General features: G+C 42.1%; 26 protein-coding genes. 3 read left to right on the forward strand and 23 right to left on the reverse strand.

Features of this window, described 5'->3' with window-relative positions; genetic code table 11:
• Positions 1–3: 3 nt before the first annotated feature.
• The 7 genes from yqfD to rpsU all read right to left on the reverse strand — a co-directional run bounded on the left by yqfD (position 4) and on the right by rpsU (position 5,339).
• On the reverse strand, positions 4–1,194 hold the full coding sequence (gene yqfD / locus QR42_RS11445; protein ID WP_039180053.1) for a sporulation protein YqfD: 1,191 nt from the start codon (positions 1,192–1,194) through the stop codon (positions 4–6).
• A gap of 18 nt (positions 1,195–1,212) precedes the next feature.
• Positions 1,213–1,494, reverse strand: coding sequence for a sporulation protein YqfC (yqfC, locus tag QR42_RS11450; RefSeq protein ID WP_012010618.1), 282 nt, complete (start codon positions 1,492–1,494; stop codon positions 1,213–1,215).
• A 203-nt stretch (positions 1,495–1,697) separates the two neighbouring features.
• Positions 1,698–2,195: a hypothetical protein gene (locus QR42_RS11455; RefSeq protein WP_039180054.1), complete on the reverse strand. Its 498-nt coding sequence runs from the start codon at positions 2,193–2,195 to the stop codon at positions 1,698–1,700.
• A 31-nt stretch (positions 2,196–2,226) separates the two neighbouring features.
• The gene (gene floA / locus QR42_RS11460) at positions 2,227–3,219 is read right to left on the reverse strand and encodes a flotillin-like protein FloA (protein WP_039180057.1); all 993 of its coding nucleotides are present in this window, start codon (positions 3,217–3,219) and stop codon (positions 2,227–2,229) included.
• A 27-nt stretch (positions 3,220–3,246) separates the two neighbouring features.
• Positions 3,247–4,560, reverse strand: coding sequence for an NfeD family protein (locus QR42_RS11465; RefSeq protein WP_039180060.1), 1,314 nt, complete (start codon positions 4,558–4,560; stop codon positions 3,247–3,249).
• Between the two features lie 141 nt (positions 4,561–4,701).
• Positions 4,702–5,151, reverse strand: coding sequence for a GatB/YqeY domain-containing protein (locus QR42_RS11470; RefSeq protein ID WP_024423028.1), 450 nt, complete (start codon positions 5,149–5,151; stop codon positions 4,702–4,704).
• A gap of 14 nt (positions 5,152–5,165) precedes the next feature.
• Positions 5,166–5,339: a 30S ribosomal protein S21 gene (rpsU, locus tag QR42_RS11475; protein ID WP_003152957.1), complete on the reverse strand. Its 174-nt coding sequence runs from the start codon at positions 5,337–5,339 to the stop codon at positions 5,166–5,168.
• 182 nt (positions 5,340–5,521) lie between these two features.
• Here rpsU and QR42_RS11480 point away from each other — a divergent pair, with 182 nt between their 5' ends.
• The gene (locus QR42_RS11480) at positions 5,522–6,451 is read left to right on the forward strand and encodes a Na/Pi symporter (RefSeq protein WP_039180062.1); all 930 of its coding nucleotides are present in this window, start codon (positions 5,522–5,524) and stop codon (positions 6,449–6,451) included.
• 41 nt (positions 6,452–6,492) lie between these two features.
• Here the strand turns inward: QR42_RS11480 and mtaB are convergent, their stop codons facing one another.
• From mtaB to gpr, 12 genes are all read right to left on the reverse strand, one after another.
• Positions 6,493–7,851: a tRNA (N(6)-L-threonylcarbamoyladenosine(37)-C(2))-methylthiotransferase MtaB gene (gene mtaB, locus QR42_RS11485; RefSeq protein WP_024423030.1), complete on the reverse strand. Its 1,359-nt coding sequence runs from the start codon at positions 7,849–7,851 to the stop codon at positions 6,493–6,495.
• Positions 7,851–8,621, reverse strand: a complete 771-nt coding sequence (locus QR42_RS11490) for a 16S rRNA (uracil(1498)-N(3))-methyltransferase (protein WP_024427953.1) — start codon at positions 8,619–8,621, stop codon at positions 7,851–7,853. Before QR42_RS11490 ends, mtaB begins: the two co-directional genes overlap by 1 nt.
• A gap of 23 nt (positions 8,622–8,644) precedes the next feature.
• Positions 8,645–9,580 carry a 50S ribosomal protein L11 methyltransferase gene (prmA, locus tag QR42_RS11495; RefSeq protein ID WP_024423032.1) on the reverse strand — a complete coding sequence of 312 codons (936 nt, stop codon included), beginning with the start codon at positions 9,578–9,580 and terminating at the stop codon, positions 8,645–8,647.
• A 22-nt stretch (positions 9,581–9,602) separates the two neighbouring features.
• Positions 9,603–10,736 (reverse strand): molecular chaperone DnaJ, encoded by a 1,134-nt coding sequence (gene dnaJ, locus QR42_RS11500; RefSeq protein WP_039180066.1) that lies wholly within the window; start codon positions 10,734–10,736, stop codon positions 9,603–9,605.
• A 165-nt stretch (positions 10,737–10,901) separates the two neighbouring features.
• Entirely contained in the window at positions 10,902–12,740 is a 1,839-nt protein-coding gene (dnaK, locus tag QR42_RS11505; RefSeq protein ID WP_039180067.1) for a molecular chaperone DnaK, read from the reverse strand.
• A gap of 24 nt (positions 12,741–12,764) precedes the next feature.
• The gene (grpE, locus tag QR42_RS11510) at positions 12,765–13,322 is read right to left on the reverse strand and encodes a nucleotide exchange factor GrpE (protein WP_024423035.1); all 558 of its coding nucleotides are present in this window, start codon (positions 13,320–13,322) and stop codon (positions 12,765–12,767) included.
• Positions 13,323–13,385: 63 nt separating this feature from the next.
• Complete coding sequence (gene hrcA / locus QR42_RS11515; protein WP_003217350.1) at positions 13,386–14,417, reverse strand: heat-inducible transcriptional repressor HrcA; 1,032 nt, start codon at positions 14,415–14,417, stop codon at positions 13,386–13,388.
• Positions 14,418–14,498: 81 nt separating this feature from the next.
• Positions 14,499–15,638 (reverse strand): radical SAM family heme chaperone HemW, encoded by a 1,140-nt coding sequence (gene hemW / locus QR42_RS11520; RefSeq protein WP_024423037.1) that lies wholly within the window; start codon positions 15,636–15,638, stop codon positions 14,499–14,501.
• A 114-nt stretch (positions 15,639–15,752) separates the two neighbouring features.
• Positions 15,753–17,591, reverse strand: coding sequence for a translation elongation factor 4 (lepA, locus tag QR42_RS11525; protein WP_024423038.1), 1,839 nt, complete (start codon positions 17,589–17,591; stop codon positions 15,753–15,755).
• Between the two features lie 141 nt (positions 17,592–17,732).
• Positions 17,733–18,065 (reverse strand): YqxA family protein, encoded by a 333-nt coding sequence (locus QR42_RS11530; RefSeq protein ID WP_034622832.1) that lies wholly within the window; start codon positions 18,063–18,065, stop codon positions 17,733–17,735.
• A gap of 13 nt (positions 18,066–18,078) precedes the next feature.
• Positions 18,079–19,287, reverse strand: a complete 1,209-nt coding sequence (locus QR42_RS11535) for a stage II sporulation protein P (RefSeq protein WP_024427950.1) — start codon at positions 19,285–19,287, stop codon at positions 18,079–18,081.
• A 66-nt stretch (positions 19,288–19,353) separates the two neighbouring features.
• A complete protein-coding gene (gpr, locus tag QR42_RS11540) occupies positions 19,354–20,469 on the reverse strand; it encodes a GPR endopeptidase (protein WP_024423041.1) in 1,116 nt (371 codons plus the stop codon).
• 198 nt (positions 20,470–20,667) lie between these two features.
• On the opposite strand from gpr, the gene rpsT reads away from it, so the two are divergent.
• A complete protein-coding gene (gene rpsT, locus QR42_RS11545) occupies positions 20,668–20,934 on the forward strand; it encodes a 30S ribosomal protein S20 (protein WP_024423042.1) in 267 nt (88 codons plus the stop codon).
• Positions 20,935–21,068: 134 nt separating this feature from the next.
• Here rpsT and holA read toward each other — a convergent pair whose 3' ends face one another.
• A complete protein-coding gene (gene holA / locus QR42_RS11550; protein ID WP_039180071.1) occupies positions 21,069–22,088 on the reverse strand; it encodes a DNA polymerase III subunit delta in 1,020 nt (339 codons plus the stop codon).
• A 237-nt stretch (positions 22,089–22,325) separates the two neighbouring features.
• On the opposite strand from holA, the gene QR42_RS19060 reads away from it, so the two are divergent.
• A complete protein-coding gene (locus QR42_RS19060) occupies positions 22,326–22,460 on the forward strand; it encodes a YqzM family protein (protein ID WP_012010638.1) in 135 nt (44 codons plus the stop codon).
• Positions 22,461–22,499: 39 nt separating this feature from the next.
• On the opposite strand, the gene QR42_RS11560 is transcribed toward QR42_RS19060, so the two are convergent.
• The 3 genes from QR42_RS11560 to QR42_RS11570 all read right to left on the reverse strand — a co-directional run bounded on the left by QR42_RS11560 (position 22,500) and on the right by QR42_RS11570 (position 26,084).
• Positions 22,500–24,827 carry a DNA internalization-related competence protein ComEC/Rec2 gene (locus tag QR42_RS11560; protein WP_039180073.1) on the reverse strand — a complete coding sequence of 776 codons (2,328 nt, stop codon included), beginning with the start codon at positions 24,825–24,827 and terminating at the stop codon, positions 22,500–22,502.
• A complete protein-coding gene (locus QR42_RS11565; RefSeq protein ID WP_039180075.1) occupies positions 24,820–25,389 on the reverse strand; it encodes a ComE operon protein 2 in 570 nt (189 codons plus the stop codon). The genes QR42_RS11560 and QR42_RS11565 overlap by 8 nt, the downstream gene beginning before the upstream one ends.
• Before the next feature lie 65 nt (positions 25,390–25,454).
• Entirely contained in the window at positions 25,455–26,084 is a 630-nt protein-coding gene (locus tag QR42_RS11570) for a helix-hairpin-helix domain-containing protein (protein ID WP_039180076.1), read from the reverse strand.
• Positions 26,085–26,112 lie beyond the last annotated feature (28 nt).

The raw sequence follows: 26,112 nt of genomic DNA on the forward strand, positions 1-26,112 counted from the left end.
TCTCTAGTCTCCCTGAACAATAGGTGTTGGTTGAACAATATCTTCTATTACTTGGTAAAGGATGATTAACTTAACTTTACCATTCCCTGTTGTCTCGTGCAAAACTTTTTCACTTTTCACCTCTCCTGTTTGACCTAGCTTCTCTTCTAATTCTTTTTTACCCATTTTAATCCCTGCTTGAACCGCTTCTTTATTTGTGTATTCTCGATTTATTTTCTCACTTTCACGTGTGATTTCCTTTTCATAAGAGAATGGGAGCTGCATGTTTAAGAAATGAAGCGGATGAACTTCTGTTTCTGTTTTTGGCTGCTTGAAATCATCCTTTTTAAAAGAAAAGCCCCAAAATGGCAGTGAGCCTCCAAATGCGGAGAGCTTGTGCTTTGTCTTCATTTTACCCGTAAAGACGTCAAAAGATGTTCGAAGAGGGACAGAAACTTCAGAACGATACCACGTTTCACCATAGATTTTCGCTTTGGCTCCTACCGTTTTCTGCTGATCTTCGCTGCCAATGAGTCCAGAGACAAGCATCTGTCCTTTCTTTACATGTTCATCAACCGCGGCGAGCGGCTCCCCTTTTTCTACATACATTCTCGTGATGACAGCCTTTTTCTTGGCGACGATATGCTGAGGACTCGTGTATTTTTCTTTTTCGGGTTCATTTTTTTCCACAACTTTCATTTGAAAGGTTGTGCCGTTTAGTTCAACGCCAACCCATGTGATGCTTTGAATATTGGTTGTCAGGGATTTTTGAATTTTTTCAGGTGTTCCCATTAGAAACTGAAAACGTCCTTTTTGCACCCCAATGTCGTCTAAATGCTTTCTCATTTGATGTTCAGTTTCTGGATTGGCTCCTTTAATATCAATTTTCCATACCATGTTTGAAAGAGCAAATATCGTCACTAGAAAGCATACAATCCCAAGGGTAAATCCGATATTCTTCCTTGACCAAAGAAGTAGAAACGGAAAGCCCTTCTTTTGATGAAATGAACATGTCACGTCATGATGTCTGCGTACCTTTCTGAAGGCATGTACATCTGATAGGCGAATAAATAAGCGCACGCTGTCTTGACGGCGGCTCACTTGAAACATTGTGATCCCCTGCCTCGTGCACTCATTGATGAGCCGCTCAATGCCATTTCCTTTGATCTCCACTTCCACTCTGCCAATAAAATAGCCGAACCATTTATTCTTCACGCTTCTCCCCTCCGTCAGTTAAGAATCAATATAACGGACCTCATCGATTTTCCCTTCCAATAAAATCTCTTCTGGCAAAATCGTTTTAATCACAAAATCTTTCCCTGAAATAATGCATTGTCCCTGTTTGAGCATCAGCCTTACCTCTTGATCACTGAAAAGCAAAAGCCCTTTATGGTTCTCTATGTAAATGTGGAGTCTGCCAACCATCGTAATACGGGGAAGATCCATCATCACGTCTGGAGGGATTTCAAGTGTTCTTGTCAGCCATGCTTTAAGTCGATTTTTTCTTTTTCCCATTCAATAAGAACCCCTTCCCACCTCATGTGTATGAGATCAAACTGAAAGATGGTGAGACTGATGAGAAAGCCTCTATATCATCCTATTCCTCAGGGGTTCATATCATGCTAATGAATCCCGTAAAACAGCCGTTTCAGCATTTTCTTTATGAAAAATCGTTATCAGACAAAAAAAGCCCCCTTTTTTGAAGGGGGCTTTCTTCTTTATCTTTTATATGGCCGTTTCATCGTTCTGTGCGGCTTTTTCGCGCGCGGCTCTCCAAATACTTCTCCAAGGATCATTCCTTGAACAATTGTATCTTGGTTCAGATTCTCAATGACTTTTGGCCTCACTTCAGCAGATGCAGCCTTTGGCCTTGTCAGCTCTCTTTCAAGCGATTGAAACTCTTTGTTCAACTCGTTTTTTCTTTCTTCCATTTCGGCAAGTGTAGCCGTATAGCGATCTTGTAAGGACTGAGAAGTTTTTTTCTTCATCCCGCCATGATCATGTACATCACCGAAATCGTCCAGCTGATCCGTCACGACTGGATCTGGACTTGTTTGCTTTGTTTGCTTCTGGGGCACCGGCTTACGCTGAGGAGCGGGCTTCTTTTGCTGATTCTGCTCTTCGTTTTCCTCTTGTTTGCCGATCTTCCCAAAGACGGCAGAGATGATACCAATGATAATCGCAATTAGTAGCGGATTTTCAAATAGAATGTCCAATGGGCTCCCTCCTTAAAGCGTGAGAGGATGCTTATTTGTTTTCATTATCAGATGGACCTTTTGCCATTTTACCAAATGAATCTCTCATATCCGTATCAGCATCGATATTTTTAATGTTCATGTAGTCCATGACACCAATATTACCTTCACGTAATGCTTCAGCCATTGCAAGTGGTACTTCAGCCTCTGCTTCTACAACTTTCGCGCGCATTTCTTCAACTTTCGCACGCATCTCTTGCTCTTGTGCAACAGCCATTGCGCGGCGTTCTTCTGCTTTCGCCTGTGCAATGTTTTTGTCTGCTTCTGCTTGGTCTGTTTGCAGAATCGCCCCGATGTTTTTACCGATATCCACATCTGCGATATCAATCGAAAGAATTTCAAATGCAGTACCTGAATCTAATCCTTTACCAAGAACCGTTTGAGAAATCATATCAGGATTCTCAAGAACCTTTTTATGATTATCTGATGAACCGATTGTCGAGACAATCCCTTCACCTACACGGGCAATAATTGTTTCTTCCCCTGCACCACCGACAAGACGGTCGATGTTTGCACGAACTGTAATACGTGCTTTTGCTTTGACTTCAATCCCATCCATCGCAACACCAGAGATAAATGGTGTTTCAATGACTTTAGGGTTTACACTCATTTGAACTGCTTCTAGTACATCACGTCCTGCTAGGTCGATGGCTGCACAGCGGGCAAAGTTCAATTCGATATTCGCGCGTTGAGCTGCAATTAATGCGTTCACAACTCTGTCCACGTTACCACCTGCAAGATAGTGGCTCTCCAGCTGGTTAATCGTCACATCAAGACCTGCTTTATGTGCTTTGATGAGCGGGTTGACCACTCGGTTTGGAATCACTCGGCGCAGTCTCATTCCTACAAGTGTAAAAATGCTCACTTTTACGCCAGCCGCTAGGGCAGAAATCCACAGCATCACCGGTACAAAGGTGAAAAAGATCGATAGAACAATCAAACCTGCTGCGATAATCACAAATAATAGTAAAGTAGATGGATCCATTTTATTCCTCCTCTAAAATCAGTATATCTATACTTTCCTCACGACAATGCGTGAGCCTTCCGCTTTCACAATTTTTACTTGTTCATCTTTATCGATAAATGCACCTTCTGACACAACATCAATGCGCTCATCTCCGAGTACGATCGTACCAGATGGACGAAGTGCAGTGGCTGTCACTGCAATTTGCCCAACAAGATCTTCTCTTGTTTCATTTGAGACATAACCGCTTTCCTTATTGGTTGAATCGGTTAAAATGAACTTTTTAAAGAATTTCATACGTTTCCCCAACACCTTTGTCAATAAAATAACTGCTATGATTGAAACAGCAGTGGCAATCAAGATGGAAATCGCCATTTCTGTAAAGCTTCCAGCTGCTAAAAATAAGCTGACAACGACACAGATCAGTCCAATGACACCTACGATTCCCCCTGGCAAAAACAATTCCAGAATGATGAGTGCAATCCCTGCTAAAAACAGGAATAACGTCTCATATCCTGCAAAACCTGCCACGAGATGACCATAAAAGAATAGAAGAAGCGCTGTCACTCCCATGGTGCCCGGGACCCCAAAGCCAGGAGAATAGAGCTCAACAACTAACCCTAAACTTGCAATGGATAAAAGGATTGGAATGACAATTGGGTGCGTAAGAAAACGCGCAACCTTTTCAGCAAAGCTCACTTCATCGTATTGAACAGAAGCATCTTTTAATTTCAGCTTCTGAAGCAAGTCATCCATATTTTTTGCTTCTCCTTCTGCATAACCGAATTTAAGCGCCCGGTCTGTGTTGAAGGTGAGCAATTCTCCTTTTGGTGCACCGGCTTCTTTTGCATCTATATCTATATCCGCCATGGCAAGAGCATATTTTGGATCACGCCCCTGCTTTTCGGCAGCATCACTCATTTCAGCAAGCCATAGAGATTCAGATTTTTGATCGGCAGCATTGCCTTCTCCATCGATGATCGCAGCAGCCCCCATCTTTCCATTCGGGGTCATATAAATTTGATCGGCATTTAGCGCGATGAAGGCCCCGGCTGAAAGCGCTCTATGATTGACAAACGCTGTCACTGGGATATCAGAAGCACGAATCGTATCTGCGATCTCAAGCGCTGCATCGACTGCACCACCTGGTGTATTGATGTCAAGAATAATATGCTTCGCCCGCTCCGACTTTGCCTGCTCAAACGATCGTTCAATGAATTTAGAAAGTCCTTTTTCTACTGTATCTTCAATTGGGATAACATGAACTTTCTGATCTGCTGATTTCGCGGTCAATTGAACCCCTAATAACAAGCATATTATAAAACAACTGAAGAGAGCAATAGAAATTTTTATTTTTTTCATCTATTTGGTGATCCCTCCTCTCTTTCTTCCATTTTACCGTTCCTTTACATACGTTACAAATGTATCATAGGTTTCATTTTTATATGACAGAATCACGAGGGCATAAAAAAAGTACCCTTCTAACAATAGAAGGATACTTTTTTATTGAGACAGCTGCTCGCTGACAAGTCTGTTAATGACAGCTCCATCAGCTTTACCTTTTACTTTTGGCATAATAGCGCTCATGACTTTACCCATATCAGCCTTCGAGGAAGCACCTGTTTCAGTAATCGTTTCTTTCACGATCGTTTGCAGTTCTTCTTCAGAAAGCTGTTCAGGTAAATAAACGTCTAATATGTCAATCTCTTTTTGAACTTTATCTACTAAATCTAAGCGATTAGCTTTCGAAAATTCATGGAGGGAGTCTTTACGTTGCTTAATCTCGCGGGAAAGGACGGTTAGTTCCTCATCGCCGGTCAAACTGTCTTTCTTAAGCTTAATTGCTTCATTTTGCAGCGAAGCCTTTACCATACGAATGACAACAAGCTTGTCTTTCTCACGGTTTTTCATCATAAGCTTCATATCAGAATTTAATTGCTCAAGAAGACTCATAAAATCCACCCTCTTTAGAATTTACGTTTTCTAGCAGCTTCAGACTTTTTCTTGCGCTTTACGCTAGGCTTTTCATAAAATTCACGCTTTCTTGCTTCTTGCAATGTTCCAGTTTTGGATACACTGCGTTTAAAGCGACGAAGAGCATCTTCAAGCGATTCGTTTTTTCTAACGACCGTTTTTGACATTCTCTTTCCCTCCCTCCGAATACACCAATCGACTGCATTAAAAAAAGATATACATGCAAAACATGTACCTAGACATTATAATATAAGCCCAGTGTGAGGTCAACTAAGTGATTTGGAAATATATTTTCGTCATGAGCAGGTAGACAAGTCCATATATTCATTGGTAAGAGGAGGACTTTTCTATGATGGCGATCATTTATTTTTGTGCACTTATTTTCATTTTTTTATGGTCAATGGGCTTGCTGAGAAAAGGATTAATGGCGCTTGCGTCGTCTCGTATTGAGAAATCACTTCTTCTCTTTACAAATCACCCGGTCAAAGCATTCTTGGTCAGCATTGTGTTTACAGGGGTTCTACAAAGCAGTTCTGCTTTTATGGTTATCGTCATTGGCTTTGTCAGTACTGGCATTCTCTCTTTTAAAAAATCGATCCCAATGATTCTTGGAACCAATATCGGCTCCACGTTTACGACAGAATTTATCGCCATTCAAATGGACGTGTTCATGTGGGTTTTAATCATAGCCGGTCTTGTATTTATCCTTTTTGGCAGGACATCTTTTAGACATGCAGGAAAAAGTTTATTTGGGCTCGGGATGATCTTTTTTTGCATTCAAGGGTTCTCAAAAATTGCAGGGATGATGACAAGTCAGCCTGAGACATTGCGTTTTCTTGAAATGATGCAGCATTCAGACTGGACAGCGCTGCTTTCGGGTACCATTTTCACAGCGATTGTTCATTCGAGCTCCGTCTGTATCGGTATTTTAATGGGATTTATGAATGAGGGAACTGTGGCACTTCAGGAAGGCATCAGCTTTGTGTTGGGGTCCAATATTGGGACATGTATTACGGCTGTGATGGCTGCAATATCCGGCGGCTACGCAGCCCGTCAAACGGCTTATGCACACGTCGTGTTTAATGTGCTCGGGGTTCTTTTATGCCTCCCGTTTCTCGCCCTGATCACAGAGGTTGTCGCCCTTCTCGCAAGCTCTCCTGCCCAGCAGATTGCGCATTTCAGCCTGCTGTTTAATGTGGCAAGCTCTCTCCTCTTCTTTCCGTTCATTCACCCTTTTCACGGATTGATCTTGTGTCTCATGCCGAATCAGTCAAAATAAAAGAAACCGGCTTGCCCTTTTGGCTGCCGGTTTTTTATCTATTATGAGGTCATTCTCACTTTGTCTGGCTGCACATCATCGCTGATGCGAACGAATTGTCCTTCGTTATAAGGATAGCCCGCTTTCGTAATTTTCACTTTGACCAGACGGCCGATCATGTCCTCTGTCCCTTCAAAAACAACTTTCATGTAGTTATCGGTATAACCAACATAAAGATTGTGGTTTCCTTCTTGTTCTTTGAAGGATTCTTCCGGAATAATCTCTAGCACATCACCTTCGTATGCTGATGCATACTCTTTCGCAAGCTGGTCAGAAAGAGCGATCAAACGGTGGACACGTTCGTTTTTCACATTCTCATCCACTTGATCTTCCATTCTTGCAGCCGGGGTACCTGTACGTTTGCTGTAAGGGAATACATGCAGCTCAGAGAATTGATGGTCTTTGACAAAATTGTACGTTTCCAAGAACTCTTCTTCTGTTTCCCCAGGGAATCCAACGATTACATCAGAGGTGACAGCAAGTCCCGGCAATGCTTTTTTCAGCTTTGTTAAACGCTCTGCAAAGAATTCCATCGTATATTTACGGCGCATTCTTTTCAGCACAGTATTTGAGCCAGATTGAAGCGGGATGTGTAAGTGTCTGACAATTTTATCTGACTGATCAAGCACTTCAATCACTTCATCTGTAATTTGACTTGCTTCAATAGATGAAATACGGATTCGTTTCAAGCCAATAACACGTTCATCTAATTCTCTCAGAAGCTTTGCAAAGTTATAATCCTTTAAGTCTTCTCCGTATCCGCCTGTGTGAATACCTGTAAGCACAATTTCTTTATAGCCCGCATCAACAAGCTGCTGCGCTTGATTGATGACCTCTTCTGGATCACGAGAACGAAGAAGGCCGCGCGCCCAAGGAATAATGCAGAATGTACAGAAATTGTTACAGCCTTCTTGGATTTTTAATGAAGCGCGCGTTCTGTCTGTGAAGGCAGGAACATCAAGTTCTTCAAACACACGTGCTTTCATGATATTGCCAACCCCGTTGATCGGCTGTCTTTCTCTGCGGTATTCTTCAATATAGCCTAGTAATTTATGTCGGTCCTGTGTTCCAACCACAATATCAACACCAGGAATCGCCATGATTTCTGCTGGTGATGTTTGCGCATAGCAGCCTGTTACACAAATGACACCATCCGGGTTATGGCGAATGGCTCTTCTAATGACTTGGCGGCTTTTCTTATCGCCTGTATTCGTGACCGTACATGTATTAATGACATATACGTCTGCTTTTGATTCATACTCTTTTCTTTCATAGCCAGCTTCTTTAAACAGCTGCCAGATCGCCTCTGTTTCATAGTGGTTGACCTTACAGCCAAGTGTATGGAACGCTACTGTTCCCATCATGATTCACCTCTTAATAACTCTGTTTGATAAGATATAGCAGAAAGCGCATATAAAGGAGCAGTTTCTGTTCTTAAAATGCGTGGTCCAAGCCCGCAAATGACTGCACCAAGCGTTTCAAGCTCTTCAATCTCCTTTTCTGCCAAACCGCCTTCAGGGCCAAAAACCACTAGCAAGGTTTGTCCGCCTTTCATCTGTTGAAGCACAGTTTGAAAACGGCTTTGCTCTCCTTCTTTCGATGATTCTTCGTATGCAACGACACATTTATCGAATTCACCAGCTAATTGCGTCAGCTCTTTAAACGTTGATACTGAATAAACACGGGGAATGATATTCCGGTAGGACTGCTCGGCTGCTTCTTTCGCGATTTTCTCCCAGCGCTCTCGTTTTTTATGTGACTTTTTTTGGTCAAGCTTTGTAATAGAACGAGCCGCTTGAAACGGAATAAAAGCACTTGCGCCAAGCTCTGTGCCTTTTTGGATAATGAGCTCAAGCTTATCTCCTTTTGGAAGACCGCTTGCAATCGTCACCCTAATCGGAAGTTCTCTGTCCTGATTTGTCCAGCTTTCAAGGTGGCAAATCACTTCCTCCTTTGTTATTGTATCAATTTTACTGAGCGCTTCAAAGCCGTCTGTCGTTAAACAAAGGATTTCCTGCCCTGCTTTCATCCGCATGACATTGGAAAGATGATGTACATCTTCACCTTTTATAACGATGGCTCCCTTTAACGTCACTTCTTCTTTCGTGAGGTCGATAAAATATCGTTGCATACGTGTCCTGACACCTACTCGCTTTATTTTTTCGCTATAATGCTGACCCAATCTTCCATTGACAGCACTTCAACAATGTCAAAACCTGCTTCTTCTAATGCTGTTTTGACCTGTAATTTCTTTTGTCCAATGATGCCTGATGTAATGAAATAGCCATCTTTCTTCAATAGGTCATAGGCTTGATCTGTAAAGCGCAAAATCACTTCTGCCAGAATGTTGGCGACAATCACATCACGCTCACCTGAAATCCCATCAAGCAAATTGTTTTGTTTGACCGTCACTTGGTCACTTACACCATTTAGTTCGATGTTTTGCTTCGCACTTTCTACCGCAACGGTGTCGAGATCAAAGGCTTGAATGTCCTTTGCACCAAGCATCGCTGCTGCCACACTTAAAATTCCAGAGCCTGTTCCAACATCAATCACCGTATCGTTTTCCTTCACGTAGCGCTCAAGCGCCTGAATGCAAAGGACGGTTGTTGGATGCGTACCTGTTCCAAATGCCATTCCAGGATCCATTTCAATAATCAGTTCATCAGAATGAACCGGTGTATATTCTTCCCACGTTGGAACGATGGTGAATTTTTCAGAGATTTTCACAGGATGATAGTATTTCTTCCAGGCGGTGGCCCATTCTTCTTCATTTACTTCACAAATTGACAGTGTATTGCGTCCAAGGTCAATATCGTATAGAAGAAGATTGTTGATGGCTTCTTTGATCTCATCTACCGTTTCCATCAAAAAGCTGTTCATTGGAAGATAGGCTTTCACAATGACACCTTCATCCGGATAGTCATTCGGATCGAGCTGGTAGATCTCACCGTATACATTTTCACGTTCCTTGACTAAATCAAGCGGGTCCTCAATCACGACACCACTTGCACCTGCTTCATGCAAAATATTGGTGATCGGTTCCACCGCTTCATTTGTTGTATGGACGCTAATTTCTGACCACTTCAATACTACCAACTCCTTATCCGTCTTACTCGCCTTTAAATGCGCGTTTTACCTTATCGAAAAAGCTCATTTCTTGTTCGTCTGGTTTATTTCCGCTCACTTCAGCAAATTTTCTAATGATATCTTTTTGATTGTCTGTTAAATTTGTCGGTGTGACAACACGTACAACGATATGCTGATCGCCTTGGCCGTAGCCGCGTACATTTTTCACACCTTTTCCTTTAAGTCTAAACTTCGTGCCAGTTTGAGTGCCAGCAGGAACTTTTAATTTTACTTTTCCGTGTAATGTCGGCACTTCAATTTCGTCACCTAATGCAGCTTGGGCAAAGGTGAGCGGCATCTCGCAGTAAATGTCATCTCCATCACGTTCGAAGAATTCATGCGCACGCACATGGAACACAACAAATAGATCGCCTGGAGGTCCGCCATTTACACCTGGTTCACCTTGGCCAGACACTCTGAGCTGCTGGCCATCATCAACACCTGCAGGGATCGTCACGTTAATTTTCTTACGCTTACGCACTTTTCCAGAGCCGCCGCATGTTGAACATTTATGGTCGATTTCTTTCCCTGTTCCGCTGCAGTAGTTACATACTCTGCGGTTGACCACTTTACCAAACGGAGTGGATTGCTCAACATTTAATTGACCAGAGCCGCCGCAATGTGAACAGGTTTTTGCCTGCGTACCAGGCTTTGCACCTGATCCATGACATGTTTCACAAGTTTCTTCACGAGGGATTTCAATGGTTGCTTCTTTTCCAAATGCCGCTTCTTCAAACGAAAGCGTCATTGTATATTGCAGATCCGCTCCTTGGCGCGGTGCATTTGGATCTCTTCTTCTGGCTCCGCCGCCAAAAATACTAGAGAAGATGTCATCAAAGCCGCCGAAGCCGCCAAAGTCTCCTCCTCCGCCAAAACCGCCGCCGCCAAAGCCTTGGTTTGGATCGGTATGACCGAACTGGTCATAATGCGAACGTTTTTGATCATCAGAAAGGGTTTCATAGGCTTCTTTTACTTCTTTGAATTTCTCATCTGAGCCAGCTTCTTTATTAATATCAGGGTGATACTTTTTTGAAAGCTTGCGGTATGCCTTTTTGATTTCGTCCTTTGAGGCGCTCTTACTTACGCCAAGCACTTCATAGTAATCACGCTTACTCATCTCTTCACACTCCCGATTTTCTCACATAAATACGATTGTATCATTTTGATTTAACCTTTTTCAATTCCTTTCATCGTTGAAAAGAAAAAAAGTCAAAGCCAAGAGATCCTGACTTTGACTTTCTGACGAGTACGTTTCAGCAGTCTTTTTCAAAAGTAAAGGTGATTATTTTTTCTCTTGATCGTCGTTTACTTCTTCGTATTCTGCATCCACTACATTGTCATCTGCTTTTTGAGCACCTTCAGCGCCTTCTTGCTGAGCTTGTGCTTGTTTTGCAGCTTCTTCATAGAGCTTTGTCGTTAATTCTTGAACGATTGTTTGCAGCTCATCTTTTTTCGCTTTGATGTCTTCAAACTCGCCTTTTTCGATCGCAGCTTTTAGCGCATCTTTCGCGTCATTTGCTTTTTTCACTTGCTCTTCATCGATTTTGCCTTCTAGATCTTTTAATGTTTTTTCAGTTGTAAACACTAATTGATCTGCTTCGTTGCGCACTTCGATTTCTTCTTTTTTCTTCGCATCTGCTTCAGCATTTTCTTCTGCTTCTTTTACCATTTTTTCGATCTCATCATCAGAAAGACCTGAAGAAGATTTGATTGTGATGTTTTGCTCTTTGCCTGTACCCATATCTTTCGCACGTACGTTGACAATACCGTTTTTATCGATATCAAAAGATACTTCGATTTGCGGTACGCCGCGTGGTGCTGGCGGGATATCAGTCAATTGGAAGCGGCCTAATGTTTTGTTATCTGCAGCCATTGGGCGCTCACCTTGCAGGACATGGATATCTACAGCAGTTTGGTTGTCAGCAGCTGTTGAGAATACTTGAGATTTACTTGTTGGAATTGTTGTATTGCGTTCAATCAGCTTCGTGAATACGCCGCCCATTGTTTCAATTCCTAAAGAAAGTGGTGTTACGTCAAGAAGAACAACGTCTTTGATATCCCCTGTGATCACTCCACCTTGGATCGCTGCACCAAGTGCAACTACTTCATCAGGGTTTACACCTTTATGAGGCTCTTTGCCTGTTTCTTTTTTGATTGCTTCTTGTACTGCAGGAATACGAGTTGATCCACCTACAAGGATGACTTTATCAATCTCGCTAGCAGATAAACCAGCATCTTTCAGTGCTTGACGTACAGGTGTCATTGTACGCTCTACAAGATCTGCAGAAAGCTCTTCGAATTTAGCACGCGTTAACGTTAATTCAAGGTGAAGAGGTCCTGCTTCTCCAGCTGTGATAAATGGCAGTGAGATTTGTGTAGAAGATACACCAGAAAGATCTTTTTTCGCTTTTTCAGCAGCATCTTTTAAACGCTGAAGCGCCATTTTATCTTTAGAAAGATCAATGCCATTTTCTTTTTTGAATTCAGCCACTAGGTGATCAATGATGACTTGGTCAAAATCGTCTCCACCTAGACGGTTGTCCCCAGCAGTTGAGCGCACTTCAAAGACGCCGTCTCCAAGCTCAAGGATCGATACGTCAAATGTACCGCCGCCAAGGTCGTATACAAGAATCGTTTGATCTTCTTCTGTTTTATCTAAACCATACGCAAGTGCAGCTGCTGTTGGTTCGTTGATGATACGTTCTACTTCAAGACCAGCAATTTTACCAGCATCTTTCGTTGCTTGACGTTCTGCATCGTTGAAGTAAGCAGGAACTGTGATAACAGCTTTTGTTACTTCTTCGCCAAGATAGCCTTCAGCGTAAGATTTAAGGTGCTGAAGAATAATCGCAGAGATTTCCTGCGGTGTATAGTTCTTACCTTCAACTTCTACTTTATAATCAGTACCCATATGTCTTTTAACAGACATGATCGTGTTCGGGTTTGTAATTGATTGACGTTTTGCTACTTCACCTACTTGGCGCTCTCCGTTTTTAAAAGCGACAACAGATGGTGTTGTACGTGCTCCTTCAGCGTTAGCAATGACTTTTGGCTCGCCGCCTTCAAGTACTGCAACACATGAGTTTGTTGTTCCTAAGTCAATCCCAATGATTTTACTCATATTCGATGACCTCCCATTATGTAGTTATTGATTTACTTTTACCATTGATGGACGAATAACTCGGTCTTTGAGTTTATAGCCCTTTTGCAATTCTTCTACAACGATATTTGAATCGTAGTTTTCATCTTCAACTTGCATGACGGCTTGATGAAGGTTTGGATCGAACTCTTTGCCGACAGCTTCAATTGGTTCAACGCCTTCATTTTTCAACGCTTCTACCAGCTGGCGGTAAACCATTTGCATTCCTTCTAACAAACTTTTCGTCTGCTCATTGTCTGGATCAATTCCAAGCGCTCTTTCAAAGTTATCAAGAGCTGGGAGAAGATCACTGACAACATGTTGAGAACGATATTTTTGCACGGTCTCCACTTCAGTTCGAGCACGGCGTTTATAGTTTTCAAAATCTGCTTGAACACGCAGAATTTTGTTTTCTTTTTCATCTAGAAGCTGCTGCAATTCATCGATTTTTTCTTGGAAGGCAGACTGTTCATCATTTGTTACTTCCTCAGTATCTGCTTGAACTGCTTCTTCTTGTGCTTCAACCTCTGCTTCTTGCTCAGGTGTCTGTTTTTCTTCTGACATTGTGTTCACCTCCCTCAAAAGATTCAAAAATACGAAGGGGCTGTGCCCCTATCTTTTATCACCCTACTCATCATACAAATTGGAAAGTGCGTTTGACAAGTCTTTTGATACATGATGCAAGAGACTGACAACCCTGCCATAATCCATACGGGTTGGACCAATGACGGCAATGGAGCCGAGTGATTTTTGATCAATCGAATAAGTAGCTGTGATTAAACTGCAGTTCTCCATCGCTTCCAAATTGTTTTCTGAACCGATTTTAATGGTGATTCCTTGCTGATTTGGATGAAACAGCTGCATGACATCATTCTTTTGCTCAATAAGCATCATGAGTGAACGGATGCGGTCAATATCATGAAACTCCGGCTGATTCAACATATTAATCTTCCCGCCAAAGAAAAGTTTTGATTCATTTTGAGTCGATGTAAATGTATTGCCGAGCGCATCTAAAATATGATCATAATCTTTTAAATGCGTACGAAGAAGCATCACAACTTCTTTATACATTCTGTCCTTCAGCTGATCCATCGGGACTCCGGCTAGGCGGCTGTTTAAAATATTCATCAGCTTCTCAATATCGGAGACATCGAGATGCTCAGAGAAGGTAATGGTTTTGTTTTCAACATGTCCGCTGTCTGTAATCATGATCGCCACTGCTTTGTTTGGCTGAACAGGGACAAGCTGAATTTGCTTTAATCGATTTTCACTTAGCTTTGGACCAAGCACAATCGATGTATAGTTTGTGAGATCTGATAAAATTTCCGCCGATTTTTGAACTGTCTTTTCCAGCTCAAAAATTTTCTCCTGAAAGGCCGACTGGATGAGCACAAGCTCTTTAGACGACAGTTTTCGCGGAGAGAGCAAATGATCTACATAATAACGATATCCTTTTTCGGAAGGAATTCTTCCTGATGAAGAATGGGTCTTTTCAATAAAACCAAGTTCCTCCAAATCAGCCATTTCGTTTCTAATCGTCGCAGAGCTGAATGTAATGTCTTCTTTTTTAGAAAGAGTCCTTGATCCAACTGGCTGCGCCGAACGAATAAAGTCATTAATGATGACTTGCAGAATCAAAAGCTGACGATTTGTTAACATCATCATCACCCCTGTTAGCACTCTCTTTCAACGAGTGCTAATTGTATAAACAAAATTACCAAACTCAAATTAAAATGTCAATTATAACTCACCGAGAAACGCTTGAAATACTTCATTGCCTAACAATTTTCCTTTTCTTGTTAAACGTATCCCCTTGTCATCTTTTACAATGAGGCCTTTTTCTTCTAAATCTTCAAGAACAGTGGAAAAAAGTGCTTCTGGTGCAGCACCATATTTTGCTTGGAAATCAGCGCTTTTCACCCCTTCGATTTTTCGAAGACCTAAAAACATTTCTTCTTCTATTTGCTCTGCTTTTGTGACCTGGTGTGTTTCCTTATACGGGAACCCTGTTTGGTCAATCAGCTCCAAATAATGTTTCACCGGCCCTGCGTTCACATTTCGGATGCCATCTACATACCCGTGTGCGCCTGCACCAAAACCGAAGTAATCTTCATTGCTCCAATAGGTCAGGTTATGCTGGCTTTCAAAGCCAGGTTTGGCGTAATTGCTAATTTCGTACTGCTTTAATCCATGGCGCTCCATTTCATCCATCACAAGCTCATACATTTCAGCCTCACGTTCTTGCGGCGGTAAATGAAGTTTTCCTTTTTGCATTAAGTTGTAAAAAACGGTTTTCGGCTCGACGATGAGTGAGTAAACCGAATAATGCTCTGCCCCCAGTGAGAAAGCTGTCTCAAGTGAATTCATCACATGATGCTTTTCTTGATGCGGCAAGCCAAACATGAGATCGAGGCTAATATTATCAAATCCAACCGCTCTAGCTCGCTCAAAGGATGTAAGGACATCCTTCTTTTGATGAACTCGTCCAATTTTCTTGAGCAAATCGTCTTCAAAAGTTTGAACGCCAAAGCTCAGCCGATTCACGCCGGCTGCTTTAAGCACATGCAGTTTCTCAAGCGATAATTCATCTGGGTTTGCTTCTACTGCAAATTCAATCAGATTTTTTGTCGGCTTTAATACGCTGTGAATGCTGTTCATGAGCTTGTCTAGCTGACTGACAGTCAGTGATGTCGGGGTTCCCCCGCCAATAAAAATTGTCTTTAGTTCCTGCTCGCCTTTTTGCTCGATCGTGTGCTGCATCTCTTTCTCAAGAGCCGCTAAGTATTCGTCGACTGGCTGCGTTTTGATGAAAAATTTATTGAAATCACAATAGTGGCAAATATGCTCACAAAATGGAATGTGAATGTATGCTGCTTTCATTAGATGACACCTTCTTTACAGGTAAAGAGCCGCAGTTTATCGCTGCGGCGTCTTTGTTTGTTATCGACTATAAACGTCAAGGCAGACATTGTAAAGCAGGTAGCCTTGAGGATGTTATTTTTTTGGTGTGCTGTCGTCCATCTTCAGCACAGCCATAAATGCTTCTTGCGGGACTTCAACAGAGCCCACTTGCTTCATGCGCTTTTTCCCTTCTTTTTGCTTCTCAAGAAGCTTTCTTTTCCGGGAAATGTCTCCACCATAACATTTAGCAAGTACGTTTTTACGCATCGCTTTAATGGTGGAACGAGCAACGATTTTTTGACCGATTGCTGCTTGAACCGGCACTTCAAAGTGCTGGCGTGGAATCAATTCTTTTAGCTTTTCTACGATGATCTTGCCTCGTTCATATGCATAATCGCGGTGAACAATAAAGGAAAGGGCATCGATTTTTTCGCCATTCAGCATAATATCCATCTTCACCAGCGTCGAAGGACGATAGCCAATCAGCTCATAATCAAAGGACGCATAGCCTTTTGTGTTGGACTTTAGCTGATCAAAGAATTCGTATACGATCTCTGCCAAAGGAATTTCGTACACAATGCTCACGCGGTTCGCATCAAGATACTGCATATCAATGAAATTCCCGCGCTTTCCTTGGCAAAGCTCCATCACAGAGCCTACATAGTCATTCGGCACCATCATTGTTGCTTTTACATACGGTTCTTCAATTCGCTCAATCTTTTGCGGATCAGGCAGATTGGACGGGTTATCTACGACAATTTTTTCTCCATCTGTCATATATACATCATAAATAACACTTGGCGCTGTCGTAATCAGATCAATTTTAAATTCACGTTCAATCCGTTCCTGGATGATTTCCATATGAAGCATTCCAAGGAAGCCGCAGCGGAAACCGAAGCCAAGTGCTTGGGATGTCTCTGCCTCATATTGAAGTGAAGAATCATTTAATTCAAGCTTTTCTAACGCTTCACGTAAGTCGTTGTATTTCGCTGTATCAATTGGATAAAGTCCGCAGTATACCATTGGGTTTAGCTTTCTGTATCCCGGCAGTGCTTCTTTCGCAGGGTTTTCCGCGCTTGTAATCGTATCCCCTACACGTGTATCACCGACATTTTTAATCGCAGCGGTTAAGTAGCCAACATCTCCAACGGTGAGTTCGTCTGTTGGCATGGCTTTTGGTGTGAAAACGCCAACTTCAAGTACTTCAAATTCTTTCCCCGTCGCCATCATTTTAATTTTCTGACCCGGTCTGACGGTTCCTTCGACAATTCGTATGTACGCAATAACGCCGCGATACGCATCGTAAAGAGAATCAAAAATAAGGGCTTGAAGTGGTGCTTCTGGATCTCCAGCGGGAGCCGGCACCTTTTCAACGATTTGTTCTAAAATATCCTCGATTCCAATACCCGCCTTAGCAGAGGTGAGAACAGCTTCAGACGCATCCAACCCGATGACATCTTCAATTTCTTCTCTTACACGCTCAGGCTCTGCACTTGGCAGATCGATTTTGTTGATAATCGGAAGAATTTCTAAGTTGTTATCAAGAGCTAAATAAACGTTCGCAAGTGTCTGTGCTTCAATTCCTTGTGCTGCATCTACTACAAGAATCGCACCCTCACAGGCAGCTAGGCTTCGAGATACCTCATAGGTGAAGTCGACATGCCCTGGTGTATCAATCAGGTGCATGATATATTCTTCCCCATCCTTCGCCTTATACTTCAGCTGGACAGAGTTTAATTTAATCGTTATGCCGCGTTCACGCTCTAAATCCATGGAATCAAGCAATTGTTCTTTCATTTCCCGTTGAGTAATCGCCGCTGTTTTTTCCAAAATACGGTCTGCCAATGTGGATTTCCCATGGTCAATATGGGCGATAATGGAGAAATTTCGAATTCTTGATTGCCGCTCTAATCGTTTTTCTTTATCTGTCACAATCTATCACTCCTACTATAAAACGCGGGTTGCGCTAGGTTAGATTATATCAATAGGGCTGTAAAGATTCAATCGAAATCAAGAAAAGCCGCTTATCGGTCAGCGGCTTTGATCAAAAGGATGATATCTCATGAAAATCGTTTATTTCCCATTCACCCAATCATAAAGAGAACGGGCTGCATGTGTCATGCCATCAGACAGGGCTTTTCCTGCCTTGGAAAAGGCATTAAAGCCCTCTATTTCCTCCAGCTGTTTTTGTTTTTCGGCAAGATCCTTTTCTGTAACAGCCGTTCCTAAGATAGAAGCTTCCTTCTCTTCATTGTCGTTTATTTGAATGGAGAAAGCTCCTTTTAATTGCGGATCATGGTAGCCCTTCATTTGCAGCATGCCATTATTCGCTTGCTGCATTCCTAAAAAGACACCAAACAGCAAGACCAATCCTAAAATAATGGTTTTTCCAATAAATGAGCCCATCCCCGTCACCACCTTAAGAGCGTTTTTTCTCATCCTTTGCTTTGCCGTCCACCTTTTCCGCGTCCCAGAAAATGTCGCTGAATACATCAGCTGCCGCATTGGATGCATTTCTTAATTCTTCCATATTATTATCTACTCCACCAAATTCTAAAAGAAGGGCTTTGTCGGATAAATCTTGATTATAGATTCCATTATCGCCAATTTCTCCTTTGGCAAACACACCGACACTAAGACCTTTATATTTTTTCTCCATCAAATGGTGGAACTCTGTCGCAAGCTTTAAGTTTTTCTCATAGCTTTGATTCTTCTTCCCAACAACAAACGCAATTCTCGCATATTTTTTCCCTTTGATTTCGACAGTCGTATCTTTCTTTCTTCTTGAGTCCCGGTGAATATCAATTAAATAATCGAGGTCATCATTTTTCGCTAAGGCTTCTTTCACGACCAATCTTGATTCATTATAAGACTGCGGATATTTTAATCCTTTTTTCACCAGTCTTTTTTCAATTTCCGTTTTGTCGACTGTATTGCCGATTCCTTGCTGATCAAGCGCCTTTCCAAACATGTCGCCGACAAGGGTGACATTCACTTTTGAGTGCCGTGCATTATTTGGATTCGTTTCTCCTTTTAAAAATGGTAAATATGATTCCGTATTATGTGTGTGGTAAATGTACACAGCTTTTCGTTTTCCTGTTGACCGGTCCGGTTCTTTGGCAGGCTTTTTCGGCGCATCATCATCGAGCTTGTCCAGCTCCGCCAAATTTGCTTCTTTTTCATCTTGGATCACTTCACTAGGCGGCGGCGATTCCATCGGCATATTGGTATAGTCTGTTCCTTCACCCGCTAAGATGATTTTTGTATCAAAATGTTCAAAGCCTGGGAGCTCTCTTCCTAGGAAACTGCGCGGGTCTTCTAAATTAATACTGGTTGCAAGCTTCAATGACAGCCCAGAGAAATGAAATCCTTTTTGATCTTCTGGAACTGCTGAGGCGAAATATTGGTTTTCCATGCCCATTAATGTGGCAAAAAATGCGCCAGAGAGCTCATCTGCTACACCATATAACGAGGCTTGCGGCCTCAGCTCGGGTTTTAAAGAGGTCAAAGCCCCTGACATCACAAACACCACAACAAGAGAGGCAATAAATAAGAAGATGCTTTTTACTACTTTCGTTCCATTAATCGCAACGACCAACTGTCGAGGACGGCGGGGTCTTTTTTTCATGATTTACTCCCTCCAGCACGCTTTCTAGTAATTACACTATGAGCGAGCTAGAGAAAGTAGAACCGATTAATGATTATATGAACCCATATTATCTTGCGTGATTTTTTGATGAAGCGCTGTGTTTAATCCGTTGGCAAGTACGTTTGCCATATCATCAATGAATGTATCGACTTCCTTAGGCGTGACCATTAAATTTTGCCCCAGGGGCGCAAGCACTTCGTGGATCAGCTGCCTTTTTTCTTCTTCAGGAAGGGTTCCTACGATGCCTAAGAATGACTGACGCGTTTCTTCATCTGGCAAGTCTTCTTCGTTAAGTACTTTTTTCTTCCCGAATGTCAAACCAGCCGGCACAAGAGAGCGGGACGGTCTATCATCTTTTAGTTCTCTACCAAAATGCTTTAAGACATAATCAATTGTGTCACTAGCAATCGTTACTGCATCCACCACTGTCGGAACGCCAATCGCAATCACTGGAATGCCCAATGTTTCTTTGCTTAATTCTTTTCGCTTATTCCCTACACCAGAACCGGGATGGATACCTGTATCAGAAATTTGAATGGTTGTATTCACTCGTTCTACCGCTCGAGCAGCAAGGGCATCGACCGCAATGACAAAATCAGGCTTAGACCGCTCAATCACGCCTTGGATAATGTCACTTGTTTCAATACCGGTCAGTCCCATCACCCCTGGAGACAAAGAGGAAACCGGGCGATAGCCTTCCTGAACATTTTCCGGCTGCAATTCAAAGAGATGGCGGGTTACAAGCAGATTTTCAACCGTGAGAGGACCTAGTGCATCTGGCGTAACATTCCAGTTTCCCAGCCCTACTACAAGGCAGCTTGCATCAGCCTGAATGCCTCTGTCTTTTAGAAACTGAGCAAAATGATGGGCAAAGACTTCAACGACTTTTTCTTGCATCTCAGAGTCTTTCTCCCGAATGCCTTGTGCCTCAAACGTCAAGTATGTCCCTGCCTTTTTGCCGGTCAGCTCCTCCCCTTCTTTCGTGATTTCCACAGTACGTATGCGGATGCCTTGCTCTTCTTTTTCCTTTTCGACAATCCCTTGGATCCCGTCCTTTTTGACGACATTCGGATCGTTCTCTTGTTCTAGTATCTCTTTTGTTTCAACAGCGAGGTCTGTCCGGATTTGATAAACGCTTAAATCAAGTTTTTGTTTCTCCATAAAAAGACTCCTTCCACCAAGTAATTAACAGTAGTCTTTCCATCTCTTGAAAGAAACATTCGAGCACGTCATCAATGAAAAATACTTTACATTTATATTGCATTCTAAAGGTGTGTTTGATAGAATACAATTTGTTCTATTGTGAAGATTTAACCTTAAGACAATTGTGTTTAGGTTGTATCTTAGGAGGTGAAACACATGCCAAATATTAAATCAGCGATCAAACGTACAAAAACGAATAACGAACGCCGTGCACATAACGTAACAATCAAGTCTGCGATGCGTACTGCGATTAAACAAGTTGAAGTTTCTGTAGCTAACAACGATGCTGAGCAAGCAAAAGCTGCTCTTGCTTCTGCTGCAAAACGCATTGACAAAGCCGTTAAAACTGGTCTTGTACACAAAAACGCAGCTGCGCGTTACAAATCAAGACTTGCTAAACAAGTAAACGGACTTTCTGCATAATGCTTGCAACGCCTCAGTGATGAGGCACCTGTTTAACTGTACGTCCGTCCTGACCGGCCGAGCCTTAAGGACAGACTGGCAATTATACATCTAAACAAAAACGACCCTCTTTTTAGAAGGTCGTTTTTTTATATTCATGCGCCTAACAAACGAAGCAGGAACAATTCTAACAGCAGCTGCTTGTCCTTTTTACCCGTTTTCATTTCGTAATCAATCGTTGAAAGCTCTTTGACGATCTGCTTGAGCTCTTCTTCAGAAAACAGTCTTGCCTGATCCATCGCAAGTTTGACCCGGAATGGGTGGACTTTTAGATTTGAAGCAATTTGTTTTTGTCCATAGCCTTGCTGAGCGAAGTACTTCGTCTGCAAAATCAATCGAAATTGAGTTGAAATGAGTGCTAATATTTTAATGGGTTCCTCATTTTGCTTCAGCAGATCATAAAACATCTGCATGGCCTCAGAGCGGCGTCTGTTTACAATTTGATTAATCAGCTCGAAAATATTTTGCTCTAAGCTTCTTGCAACGAGCTGATTGACATCCGCTAACTCAATTTCCTCCCGCTCTCCAATATATGTACTTAGCTTCCGAACCTCTTGGAATAGAGAGGAGAGACTCCCGCCGCATAGCATCACAAGCTGCTCAGCCGCTTCAGATGTAATCGTCTTTCCTTCTGTCTTCACCAGTGTGATGGTGAAATCAGTTGTTTCTTTTGGGTTTAACTCTTTCGCCTCAACAACAGCAGCTTTCTTTTTTAGCAATTTGGTGATTTTTTTACGCTCATCCAGCTTTTCATACGGTGCTAATAACACGAGAATGGTATAGGGCGCTGGCTTTTCTAAATAAGCTTCTAATACAGAAAGCTCATGCTCGATCTTTTCCTTTTTCTTTTCAGCTGTAAGAAAATAAGGATTCTTGATCACGACGAGACGTCGTTCACCCATAAACGGAAATGTTTCTGCATCCGTCACAGCCTGTTCAAGCGGCACCTCTTCCATATCGAAGATGGAGTAATTAAAATCTTTCGTTTCCTCGTCTACTACAGCTTGTCTCAATTTAGCGGCGGTTTCTTGCAGTAAATATGTTTCTTTCCCATATAAGCAATAAACGGGATGGATATCCCCTCGTTTTAAATTGTTCCATACATCAAAGACCATCAATTGAATCCCTCTCTTTCACTTCCTCCTCTATCCTAAAGTGTGTGAAGACATTAGTAAAGAGGAAGCTGAAAGTGCCGCCTCCTCATTTATAGTAAACGTCCGGCGCAAGCTCCCGGGTCAGCCTGCTGTCAGACGATATTCATAAAATGATCATGAAAATGGAAAACGGTTACTTTACCTTCTAGCAATTCCAAATGAGTTCAAGTATACTAAAATTAGCCAGGAGGGATGAAAATGAATGAATTTGAAAAAAATGTTCAAAGCAAGCGGAATGATGTGACCGACTCAGCCGTTGGTTTTATCGTCACATTCGGATTTTTCGCCTCAATGTTTATTTTGGCAACTATTATACACCTCGTTGGATCTTAACTTCATGAAGGTTACATGACTGCCGTTTTGGCAGTTTTTTTATTGAGTTTGTAAGATATCATATGGAGGGTGAGTGTAAAACGTTCCTTCCTCATCGAGAAATTCATACGTCACACTCCCGTCGGTATCTGTACGATACACCTTCATTTGCTGGTCCTTTAATTTTTTCAAGACTTCCTGATGTGGATGCTGATAACGATTGCGTTCACCTGCTGAAATGAGTGCATGTGAGGGCTTGAGATGCTGAAGCCATTCTTCGCTTGTTGACCCTTTACTCCCGTGATGTCCAACCTTTAAGATATCTGCCCGCAGATGAGGAAAGGCTTCTATAATGTCTCGCTCTCCTTCTTGTTCAAGGTCTCCAGTGAGCATAAACCGCTTCCCGCCTAAAGTACATGTCAAAACAAGTGAATCATTATTCTTAGTTGTCACTCGATTACGAGACGGATGAAGAACGTCAAATATTTGCTCTCCAATCTGAAGCTGATCTCCTCTCTCTAATTCATCAATCATGATCCCTTGATCAGCTGCTTCTTTTAACAGCTCCGCATCCTCTGGACTCCGTGCAAAGCCTTTTGGAATGGCCAGCCGCTTTACTTTATTTCGCTTGATTAAACGAACTGCTTCTCCCATATGGTCTTGATCCGCATGCGTCAGAATAAGGACATCAAGTTTCGCTATTCCTTTAGAATGCAAAAACGGGATCAGCGTTTGATCACCGATCGTAGACACTTTTCGTCTTTTTTTCCACGGTTCTTCTTCAAAAGAAAGCCTGCCTCCCGTGTCCACAAGCAGGTGCCCCTTTCGATAGGGCAGCTGAATAAACAAACTATCCCCCTGTCCTACATCCAGCATCGTCACTTCCCCTTTTTCGAAAAAATTCGGGGTGAAATAGTGAACACTCAAGACACTAATGAGAAAAAGGAGCGGCACAGCATAGGACTTCACAGACGTTTTGCACTCCATCACAACTAACAGAACAATTAAGGCACTCACCTCAAGAACAATATGCCACCAAGTTGACTTCATAAAAATCAAGTTGAATCCATCAAAATCAGCCATATAGGCTGACAATTGATGACTAAGCTGGATCACCGAATCAAGCAGTTGAAACAATGTTTGTCCAAGCGGAAGATAAACGATCGTCAAAAGAAAAAAGAGTAAGGATAATGGCATGACGATCGTCGTAAAAAAAGGAACAAATATCATGTTCAAAGGAACGCTCAGTAAAGAGAATTGATGAAAATGATATAAAAGAACAGGGAGCGAAGCAAGCTGTGCAATAAAGGAAATCAGGAATAATTGCATGACCGAACTTTTTGGTTTTGATAAAATCCCCGTCGATAACAAAATAAAAAACGTCACCACGAAGGAAAGCTGAAATCCGATATCAAATAAATAAAGAGGATGAATCGCTAATAAGAGTAAAAACGTTGCACTTAATACCACAGCAGAAGGCTGTTTCAATTCTTTTGGCAGACTAGTCATCACTAAATAGATTCCTGCCATGAGACAAGCTCTTAACACAGATGGTGCAGCACCTGTCAAACAAGCATAAATAGGAAGAAAGCATAATAGAAGAATACGTGCTGTCTCTCTTGTCACACCCACACGAAGGAGACACCAAAATAAACACGCAAGAAGCGTTTGCACATGCAATCCTGAGATCGCTAGTAAATGAATAATACCGAGCATTTGATAATCTCTTAATGTGTCAGGTTCTATCAACTCACGATCGCCAAAAATAAGTGCCTGTACAATGCCAACAGAGTGTTTTGGCACATGGTCCTCTAAAAATGTCAAACCCTTTTGCCTCATCGCTTGAAGATAGTAGGAAGAACCGCCTTTTTTTGTACAGTTTTTGATCGACTGCGGCAGAAAAATAGCGTCAATGCCTTTTGTTTTTAAAAATTGATCGTATTGAAACCCGTTAGGAATGGTGGCGTGTTTTGCTGGGCGAACATCACCTGTCATGTGACAGCTCATACCAGGTTCTACCTCTTTTAATGCCTCTTTTTCACGCTCTGTTTGAATTGTATAAAAAGTGGCTAGTCGTTCATGGTCTGTCGATACAGTCGCTGAAAAACGATTGCCATCTGTTTTCGGAATGCTTTCAATCACAACGGAATCAGATAGGAATTTTTCTTGTACGGGCAGCTCCGTTTCAAGAGACTCATGAACCATAAAAATAAGTATATAGACAGCCCCGCATAGGCTGGCCATTAAAAAGAGCTGAGGCATTTTTTTCAGTAGGCTGAGAAGTAATATGATGAGAAGAAAGAGAAGGAAATATATATGAAGATGATATGCAGCCAGAGCAATTCCAACAGCTGCTGAAATTGCCCCAAACGGCAAATATTTAAACATAGGAAGTAAATAATTGATTCGCCTTCTCATGCATATCGCGAATTTCTGTTTCGCTAAGTCCTGATTCACTCAGCTTCCCAATTAAATCTGCAACAAAGGCCAATTTTTCTTGATTTTTTAAGTCGATGATCATTTCATCTAATTCAACTTGCTCCGTTTGAACACCCGCCTGCTCGAATAAATCAACGGCATATGGATGATTTTTATAATCCTTTGCATAGTACACTGTCCGTATACCCGCTTGAATGATGGCTTTACAGCACTGTAAACAAGGAAAATGTGTGACATATATTTCAGCATCAGCTGTAGGTGCTCCAAATTTGGCACATTGTAAAATAGCATTCATTTCCGCATGGATGGTGCGAACACAGTGATGATCAATGACATAGCACCCTACATCCGCACAATGAACATCACCGGCAATGGAGCCATTATACCCCCCTGCAATTATGCGCTTGTCCCTTACGATGGTCGCCCCAACAGCTAACCGCTCACAGGTGCTTCGTAAAGCAAGCAAATGGCTTTGTGCCATAAAATATTGATTCCATGAAATTCTTTCCACGAGCTGATCCCTCCAGAATGATGGTTGATATTAAGTGTACATGCCTTTCTTCTATACCGTCAATTCTACTTCACGGTCAATTGACTTTTCAGCCGTTCAATCGTCTTTTCCCCAAAACCTGAAATGTTCCGCAAGTCTTCAATTTGTTGAAAATCTCCGTGTTCCTCTCTATAGGTAATAATAGCTTCGGCTTTAGCTGGTCCTATGCCGTTAATGGTTTGCAATTCGGCTGCATCGGCCTGATTGACATTTACCCCCTCACTCTTTTCAACGTCCGTTGATGCGTCATCTGATGCTGTTTGCGTCTCTCTTTCCGCTTCCCCCTGCTTCCGAACATAAATCATCATACTATCCTCTAATTTTGCTGCTTGGTTGATTTCAATCGAGTCTGCTTTGCTAGTAAAGCCTCCTGCCCTTCGAATCGCTTCTTCTACCCGAGCATCAGATTGAAACGTATAAACACCTGGCTTTCTTACAGCTCCTTTGACTTCTACAAAAATCGTCGATGGCTCTTTTTCTGTCTTTTCTTGTTTGTCTTCTAATGTGACTTGTATGTCTTTATTTCCCTTCAATACATTTGGTTCTCTGCTGCCTTCCCCTTTTCCAGTGAAAAAGAAGAAACTGGTGATCATCACAACCATGAGCCCAGCTGCAATATAAAGACTGTATTTTTTTAATGGAATGAGTCGTTTCACTTACTCACGCTTCTTTCAATCATATTTT

Origin of the sequence: Bacillus sp. WP8 (genome assembly GCF_000800825.1) — a bacterium.
GTDB lineage: Bacteria > Bacillota > Bacilli > Bacillales > Bacillaceae > Bacillus > Bacillus safensis.

Coding starts and splice junctions, on each gene's coding strand:
- yqfC (WP_012010618.1), bottom strand. CDS start 1,494: ATGGGAAAAAGAAAAAATCGACTTAAAGCATGGCTGACAAGAACACTT.
- floA (WP_039180057.1), bottom strand. CDS start 3,219: ATGGATCCATCTACTTTACTATTATTTGTGATTATCGCAGCAGGTTTG.
- QR42_RS11465 (WP_039180060.1), bottom strand. CDS start 4,560: ATGAAAAAAATAAAAATTTCTATTGCTCTCTTCAGTTGTTTTATAATA.
- QR42_RS11470 (WP_024423028.1), bottom strand. CDS start 5,151: ATGAGTCTTCTTGAGCAATTAAATTCTGATATGAAGCTTATGATGAAA.
- rpsU (WP_003152957.1), bottom strand. CDS start 5,339: ATGTCAAAAACGGTCGTTAGAAAAAACGAATCGCTTGAAGATGCTCTT.
- QR42_RS11480 (WP_039180062.1), top strand. CDS start 5,522: ATGATGGCGATCATTTATTTTTGTGCACTTATTTTCATTTTTTTATGG.
- mtaB (WP_024423030.1), bottom strand. CDS start 7,851: ATGGGAACAGTAGCGTTCCATACACTTGGCTGTAAGGTCAACCACTAT.
- QR42_RS11490 (WP_024427953.1), bottom strand. CDS start 8,621: ATGCAACGATATTTTATCGACCTCACGAAAGAAGAAGTGACGTTAAAG.
- dnaJ (WP_039180066.1), bottom strand. CDS start 10,736: ATGAGTAAGCGTGATTACTATGAAGTGCTTGGCGTAAGTAAGAGCGCC.
- dnaK (WP_039180067.1), bottom strand. CDS start 12,740: ATGAGTAAAATCATTGGGATTGACTTAGGAACAACAAACTCATGTGTT.
- grpE (WP_024423035.1), bottom strand. CDS start 13,322: ATGTCAGAAGAAAAACAGACACCTGAGCAAGAAGCAGAGGTTGAAGCA.
- hrcA (WP_003217350.1), bottom strand. CDS start 14,417: ATGTTAACAAATCGTCAGCTTTTGATTCTGCAAGTCATCATTAATGAC.
- hemW (WP_024423037.1), bottom strand. CDS start 15,638: ATGAAAGCAGCATACATTCACATTCCATTTTGTGAGCATATTTGCCAC.
- QR42_RS11530 (WP_034622832.1), bottom strand. CDS start 18,065: ATGGGCTCATTTATTGGAAAAACCATTATTTTAGGATTGGTCTTGCTG.
- QR42_RS11535 (WP_024427950.1), bottom strand. CDS start 19,287: ATGAAAAAAAGACCCCGCCGTCCTCGACAGTTGGTCGTTGCGATTAAT.
- gpr (WP_024423041.1), bottom strand. CDS start 20,469: ATGGAGAAACAAAAACTTGATTTAAGCGTTTATCAAATCCGGACAGAC.
- rpsT (WP_024423042.1), top strand. CDS start 20,668: ATGCCAAATATTAAATCAGCGATCAAACGTACAAAAACGAATAACGAA.
- holA (WP_039180071.1), bottom strand. CDS start 22,088: ATGGTCTTTGATGTATGGAACAATTTAAAACGAGGGGATATCCATCCC.
- QR42_RS19060 (WP_012010638.1), top strand. CDS start 22,326: ATGAATGAATTTGAAAAAAATGTTCAAAGCAAGCGGAATGATGTGACC.
- QR42_RS11560 (WP_039180073.1), bottom strand. CDS start 24,827: ATGTTTAAATATTTGCCGTTTGGGGCAATTTCAGCAGCTGTTGGAATT.